At 37.4% G+C, this 6,581-nt stretch carries 7 protein-coding genes; all 7 read right to left on the bottom strand.

What is annotated here, in order from left to right; translation table 11 throughout:
• Positions 1 to 5 precede the first annotated feature (5 nt).
• Entirely contained in the window at positions 6 to 1,247 is a 1,242-nt protein-coding gene (locus BVE84_RS04845) for a hypothetical protein (RefSeq protein WP_076995936.1), read from the bottom strand.
• On the bottom strand, positions 1,234 to 1,971 hold the full coding sequence (locus BVE84_RS04850) for a hypothetical protein (protein WP_135017497.1): 738 nt from the start codon (positions 1,969 to 1,971) through the stop codon (positions 1,234 to 1,236). The genes BVE84_RS04845 and BVE84_RS04850 overlap by 14 nt, the downstream gene beginning before the upstream one ends.
• 338 nt (positions 1,972 to 2,309) lie before the next feature.
• Positions 2,310 to 2,762: a hypothetical protein gene (locus tag BVE84_RS04855; protein WP_076995938.1), complete on the bottom strand. Its 453-nt coding sequence runs from the start codon at positions 2,760 to 2,762 to the stop codon at positions 2,310 to 2,312.
• Positions 2,763 to 3,269: 507 nt separating this feature from the next.
• Positions 3,270 to 3,560, bottom strand: coding sequence for a transposase (locus tag BVE84_RS11240; protein ID WP_076995939.1), 291 nt, complete (start codon positions 3,558 to 3,560; stop codon positions 3,270 to 3,272).
• 144 nt (positions 3,561 to 3,704) lie between these two features.
• Positions 3,705 to 4,055, bottom strand: coding sequence for an IS630 transposase-related protein (locus tag BVE84_RS11245; RefSeq protein ID WP_076995940.1), 351 nt, complete (start codon positions 4,053 to 4,055; stop codon positions 3,705 to 3,707).
• A 293-nt stretch (positions 4,056 to 4,348) separates the two neighbouring features.
• Positions 4,349 to 4,561 (bottom strand): hypothetical protein, encoded by a 213-nt coding sequence (locus BVE84_RS10855; protein ID WP_158072003.1) that lies wholly within the window; start codon positions 4,559 to 4,561, stop codon positions 4,349 to 4,351.
• A 112-nt stretch (positions 4,562 to 4,673) separates the two neighbouring features.
• Positions 4,674 to 5,573, bottom strand: a complete 900-nt coding sequence (locus BVE84_RS04870; RefSeq protein WP_142241939.1) for a glycosyltransferase family 8 protein — start codon at positions 5,571 to 5,573, stop codon at positions 4,674 to 4,676.
• Between the last annotated feature and the right edge of the window lie 1,008 nt (positions 5,574 to 6,581).

Consider the following 6,581-nt stretch of genomic DNA (forward strand, 5'->3'; position numbering starts at 1 on the left):
CCCTCCTAACTATATCCCGTCTTCTTGCATAGTATAGAATAAATCCCCAGATACAACAATAAATTTCCCAGTAATCCAAAAGGTAAGATAAGGAAGTCTTTAAATAAAATGATTTCAATGAGTAAGCATGTCAATATAGAAACCATGTAATATAGGGAACAAATTCTAAATAGAATTCGAGCTTTTAAATCGTTCCCCATTAACCAACTCACACGAATGCTATCTCTATAGTATCTCAATATTAGTATTGAAAGACTGATAATTAGATAGCAGAAAAGGCTACTAAGAACGACCAATAAAATGATGAGCAGCATTCTAGAATAAGTAACAGCAGATAGTAGTTGCTCATATTTTATAAAAAAATCATCCACTTCAATAATTGAATAATCTACAAAACCTGATTGATGAGAATACCTTTGAATGACCCTCAACATCTCACCTTCTGACAAGCGCGTTACAAATTGACTATTCAGCATCGCAAAATATAGAATACCTTCAAATGAAAAGTCATCTGCACCGACTGCTGCAAGGATAGGAGGATAAGGAACAACTAGATAATCATCCAGATAAAACTCTGGATTCCCTTTATAATACACATAGCTATTTGGCGGTAGAAAGCCTTTTACCTCAAAGGTCACATCTTTCGTATAAAATCCCGCAACCAACTTATCTCCTACCTGATAATGACCACGGTAGTGATGACCTAAAATAATAGGGTAGTTTTCTAAGTTGGACAAAGTCATATTTTTCCAATCGAACTCTTCTCCCTCCTCAACGGTCAGTTGATAGAAATTAAATGCTTTCTGACTAATTTGAAAGGATTTCACTGCCATAGGTTGCGGAGTACTTTGATTGAAATTATCTATTTCTCGACTATACAAAAAATTCTCCCCTTTATCAAATGATTGAATAAAGAGTGGTTGATTAAATGTTGGCAAAAATTCAAATCCTTGTGACTGGTACAAACTGTTATAGAAATTTACAAGAGTGTTGAGTTTTTCTCTATCTGTTCTAAACTGATAAAAATCGGCATCTTCCAATAATGTATCAATTAATGTATAACGACTATATCCATGAGACATCTGATTTAAGTTATGTCTAGCCTGACTATTTTTTAATAATAACTGGCTAGATATTGTTATCAGGCTGGTAAGTAATACTACCAAAACAATTGACACACCATGAAGCAGAGATAATGAGAAAACCTTCCTCCGTTTGGTCATTACGTGTTTACTACTTATCTGCATTGTCTAGTCCTCTATAAAAAAAGTAAGTGAAACAAATTAACTCAAAAACCATCAATAATAAAAATTGAAACAATATATCCATTCTCTCTTTTATAGCAACAAACAATCCAAAAGAAAGAGCCATTATACTACTATTTATCAAAAATAGTTTACATAACTCTTTCCGATAGATAGATTGATAGTCTTTTCCTAACAGATAGTAAATTCGATAGCATATACATTTTTTCTGAATAAAAAAATGAATCCAGATAATCGTTGATAGACTTACTAAAACCAGGGTGCCTATTTGAATTAGTAAAGCAAATTTCGATAAAGATAAAAGGCGTTCAATTCCTCTATTATCCCCTACTTCTCCCAAATCTACTAACTTAGAATCCTCAAAATCACCATTTAGACTGACTTCTCCATCAGAAAACAAAAATCGTTTGTCACTAATTATCACAGTATTAGAGAGCGGGCTATTATCTAACATCCCTATACGCCCAATCACTTCATAACGTTGATTAAAACAAATAACATACTCCCTCCCCTCTTCAAGGATGGTTTCTACTGATTGCCCCACAAGAGCTGTCGAAACATCATTCGTAGATAATAAGCGACCTATTTTCAGAGGAAAACTAATTTTTAACCAATCATTGGCAAAAATATTCAAAACCTCTTTATTTCCATCTTTCATCTCTCTAATCAACCAGAAGTTGCTACTAGATGCTTCCATTTGTTTCAATACATCGTTCATCTTGTCCGAAGATATGAGCAAATGATACGATGTTTTTAGAGTATTACTTTCTAAAATGATGAGCTCTTGTTGCCTCTGGTAGCAGTAGTTGAGCCACAAAGTTATTAGTAAAATGAGCAATGGAATGTACGTAAGTATCTCTTTCAATTTCCGCATAAACTACCCCACTCCAGTCAGTATAAGATTAAGAAATAACTCTACAAATAGAAAAGACGCATAAAATCATTGCTAAAAACCGTGATTTTATGCGTTTTATAATGTAACTTATCTCAATATTCTTGTTAAGGTTTGAGTTTTGCTCAGCCTCATACTGAACTTATATTTCATTATCTTCCATAAAAAGTCTTAGCAATATGTGTTAAAAGCTCTCCTTCATATACCCAGCCAGAATAAGCCCTTGTACCTCCAGTTCCCCAAATACGACCTGAATCGGCACTAACTCCTCCCAAGCCCTTCCATTCAACCATCTGCGCTCTCGTATAGTGATGCACACCTTCCCAAACTGTCCAACCGACTGCCCTAGATTCTGCACCACCACTATTCCATCTGTCCTCACGTTTTCCACCATGGACAGGAGACTGTGCTGCGCGAAAAGCAAATCTCTCAGAGATTCCATTATCTTGGCTATTTGTAAAATTCCCTAACTCCTCACTCCAACCACCTAACACAGATGAATCCAACTGGTTCAAAGTAGTAGTAGCTAAAACAGGAGCAGGGGTTAGCCCTAAAAGAATACCTACTGAGACACCAACTAACAGCAACTTCTTGATTTTTCTCATAAAACCCTCCTTATAATTAATATGGAAATATAACTTGTCACGCTACTTATGATAAGTAGTAGATGACATTCACAAAATAACAACTATTGGCTACTCCTAACCTCCCTTCTTAAAGTAGTACAGTTAATAGCTTGTTATTTTAACATGAACAATAATCATACCATTCTATATCAATGGTTTATCAATCACTAGAGGCATTATTTCTAAAATTGAGGAATTAGAGCTAGTATTAGCTTTACAACTTGTCCACAAAAAACAAGCATAATAGTCAATACAATAAGGAAACCCTAAATTATTGATGATAGCGCTTTCTTTATAATGATATTATGACATATTTCCATTGGTTTGTCAATCATTTTTATGTATGAACCACGACAAATGCATGAAAAAAATGTATATACCTGTTGTCCAGCTACATACATTTTTTACAATCTTTACATATGTTTATTGGTTAGCCCTCGTTGTCACCTACATTCTAACAAAGTTTCATGATATAGTTGTTCCACTTTAAAAAACATCGTTCAGGCATTCTGTCACCGAATTGTAGTTTGGCAGTAACTCCATGACTTTTTTCTTGAGGTTAGCCCAGGCTTTTTCAATCGGGTTGAGTTCAGGACAATAGGGTGGTAAAGGCAAAAAGAAATGCTGGTTATCTATGCAAAGCTCATCTAATCGTGCTTTGGGATGAAAGGTAGCGTTATCCATAATCACAATATGAGGTTTATCTAAAGATGGCAATAGCTGAGTTTTAAACCATTTGACAAAGAAATCACTTGTCATGCTTTGGTTATAAATCATAGGGGCTACAAACTGACCTTACCATAGACTTTCTCCCCTCGTTTGGCTCTTCCCTTTTTCCGATATAGATAGGTATCCATTCCTGTCTCGTCAATATAAACAATAGGGAGACCAACGAGAACAGATAGCACAACAAGGTAGCGTCTAATTTTTTCTGGGTCTTGTTCGCGATAACGTGTCGTCTTTTTTTAAAGTGATATTGTATTTCCTCAAAGCTTTCCAAACTGCATTAATCGCACAGGAAAAGTGCTCTGCGATTTCTCGCAGATAAGCATCTGGATGTTGCTCAACGTAAGCTAATAATTGGTCTTTAGGAAGTTTACGGGGAGAACGCTGTCTAGGCTTGTCCTGCAAGTGCCCTTCTGTTTTTACTTTTTGTTCCCATCTACGTAAAGTAGAAGGATTGATACCGAAAAGCTTGCTGGCTTCTGTTCGGGTGTGGCCTTCCTGAACGAAAGACAGCACACGTTTTCTAAAATCAATACTATATGTCATGTTTCTATTTTATCACGTATTTTAAAGTGGAACAACTATAAAAAATATACATTCTATGAAAAATCCTTATCAGAAAACAAAATTTTCTTCATGCATTTGTCGTAGGGGAACGATAGGGAAATCCGAGAGGCCGACATCTAGGTGGACTAAACGTTCTCGAATCCCACCTCCTGCACAACAGTTGGTCAGTATCAACCATGAGCAGATTATTCCCAATAATGTGAAGCGGCTAGCATCGCTAGATGACAGTCACATTTTGAAGAGGCTTATTTGCGAAAGATTCATCGCGGTTGCTACTTTTGCTCCATTACCTGTGTGATGGCTTCCACCATCTCTTTCGGTGCTGTATGGAGGATGTCCTTTTTCAATGGATACTGGTTAAAAATAGGGGCAGCGGTCGTATCAAATGATAAGACTGGTTTGGAGTTCGTCATCACATGCTCCAGCAATTCATCCAGCTTCCCACCATGATTGATATCCAAATACAGATCGCAGTCTGCTATCATCTCTTCTAGTAAGTAGCCGATGACATGTGGATGAAGAAAGACATTCTCTCTTGCTGCTAAGCGCCTAATGTCATCATGAAAACTTGTAAAAGCAGCAATATGAAATTCATATTCAGGCAGTGCTTCTACGAGATATTCTATCTGTTCTAATAGATGGGTATTCGTCAGCGTGATAATCTTTCCTTTTGATTGGATAGGAAGAATAGGACTGGTACTCGCTCGCCATTTGTCCACAATTACCCCCCCCATCTATAAAGTGGTAAGACCACCACACATCTCTCAGGCGTCCAGAAGAATACGTATTCCAAGGCTTGTCGGGAGAGATGTAGTGAATGATGGCAGGAAGCGGGTCCAGTTTCATGTCAAATAGATGACGATGGCGATACGTAAAGGCACCATAATCAAAACCGACTTGAAAATTATAGGTATCATCTAGCCAGATCATATCATGGTTCAACAACCGGTTTAAGATGGTTTGATCCCCCTCAGGAATCGTATCCTTTTCTTGTTCAGTCAAGGTAATAAATTGTTCCATCAGGTTTTCTTCACGCCAGCGCCGATTATTGATGACCATCATGCCTGAATTAAAACCCGCACCGTAACCAAAGGTGGACCGCACTGCCGCCAAGTAATGTTCAGAGACATCGAGGTCAAATAGTTCATCCAGGCTAGAAGTCACGACTATGTCGCTATCGAGGTACAAGACCTTATCTTCTACTACAAACTGAGGAATAAAGTAGCGGGCAAAGGCCATAAAGTTGATGTGACTAAAACCGGCATACCATTCTTTATTCAGGGCTACATTCAGCAGTTTTACATCCACAAGGTCGCTCCCTATCTGATTAAGAAACTGTTTATAATACACAAACCATTCTTTAGGGATGTCTTGATTGAAGATATAAATCTTAAGATTTTTATTGTGATAGGTGAGTGATTTTAAAGTCGTTTCGATTTGGCGAATATAGCCATAATCACCAGCCAACACTACTGCGCGTAAAAAGTCATTACTCATATGTTTCTCTACTCTTTCTGATACTTCTTGATTGCTCTTTCAATCAGGTCTTTCAGCTTCTCTCCATAATAGCTTTCAGACGGTCGAAAGGGAAAAATCCCTCATCCATAATAAGCTGAAAATCGATAAGGCTATCGCAGTCTAATACTCAATAAAAATCAAAAGTAGACTAGGAAACGAAGGCGAAGGTAGAACTAGCGTTCACCGAGGCAAGTTGACAACGTATCCTTTTGATTTTTAAAGAGTATAAACCGACCGTAATACTTTTTAAATAGATAAGAAAGTCCTTGATAGGCAAGTTATATAGTCTGTTTAGTTTACTTTTAGTGCTTGCTCCACTAGTCTGGGAGAGTGAAACAGTTCGGTGAACTGTTTCAGCCTGAGCCTATAAATCCGAGAGCGAAGTAGGCAAGGTTGAAAATGAAACGAGGGAACTCGTGTCAATAGCTGTAGGTTGCTTCAACAGTCTAAGGACTGTTGAAGCAACTCCTAGACAAAATAGGAAATACGACGAAGAAGTAAAGGACGTTTGCTAAGGCAAACTCCTATTTCCTGCCTTCAAAGGTATACCATACCTTTGAAGCTAGGAGTATTTATCCCAAAGGGATTCTCATCTGTAATCGGCTAAAGCCGAAACAGCTGCCTATCTTTTTCGCATAGAGTTTAGGGCGTGTTCAGTTAAGATGTGAAGCCGTTAAAAAACCGAATGAAAAATAGAAAATCGAAGCAGGTTGTCTTGCAACCAATGAGATTTATCTTTTTTCCGAGGTTTTAGGCTGAACTCAGTTTCAATTCACCGAGACTCTTGGCGAAGTATCCTTTTGATTTTTTTCAGTTTTCGTCAATTACAGCTGTGGCTACCTTTAGGTATAAACTAAATGACTGATATGTAAAGCCCTTTGTCAAGTAAAAACAATCGAACTGATAAAAAATGAAAAGTATCTAGAAAGAGCCTAGTTCTTAGCTTCGGGCATTGGCCACTCTGATATTCGTGGATTGGTTACCTAC

The organism is Streptococcus azizii, assembly GCF_001984715.1.
Lineage (GTDB): Bacteria > Bacillota > Bacilli > Lactobacillales > Streptococcaceae > Streptococcus > Streptococcus azizii.

Bases quoted from the DNA above. Each gene is read 5' to 3' on its own strand.
- BVE84_RS04845 (WP_076995936.1), bottom strand. From the start codon at position 1,247: ATGCAGATAAGTAGTAAACACGTAATGACCAAACGGAGGAAGGTTTTC.
- BVE84_RS04855 (WP_076995938.1), bottom strand. From the start codon at position 2,762: ATGAGAAAAATCAAGAAGTTGCTGTTAGTTGGTGTCTCAGTAGGTATT.
- BVE84_RS11240 (WP_076995939.1), bottom strand. From the start codon at position 3,560: ATGATTTATAACCAAAGCATGACAAGTGATTTCTTTGTCAAATGGTTT.
- BVE84_RS11245 (WP_076995940.1), bottom strand. From the start codon at position 4,055: ATGACATATAGTATTGATTTTAGAAAACGTGTGCTGTCTTTCGTTCAG.
- BVE84_RS10855 (WP_158072003.1), bottom strand. From the start codon at position 4,561: ATGATAGCAGACTGCGATCTGTATTTGGATATCAATCATGGTGGGAAG.
- BVE84_RS04870 (WP_142241939.1), bottom strand. From the start codon at position 5,573: ATGAGTAATGACTTTTTACGCGCAGTAGTGTTGGCTGGTGATTATGGC.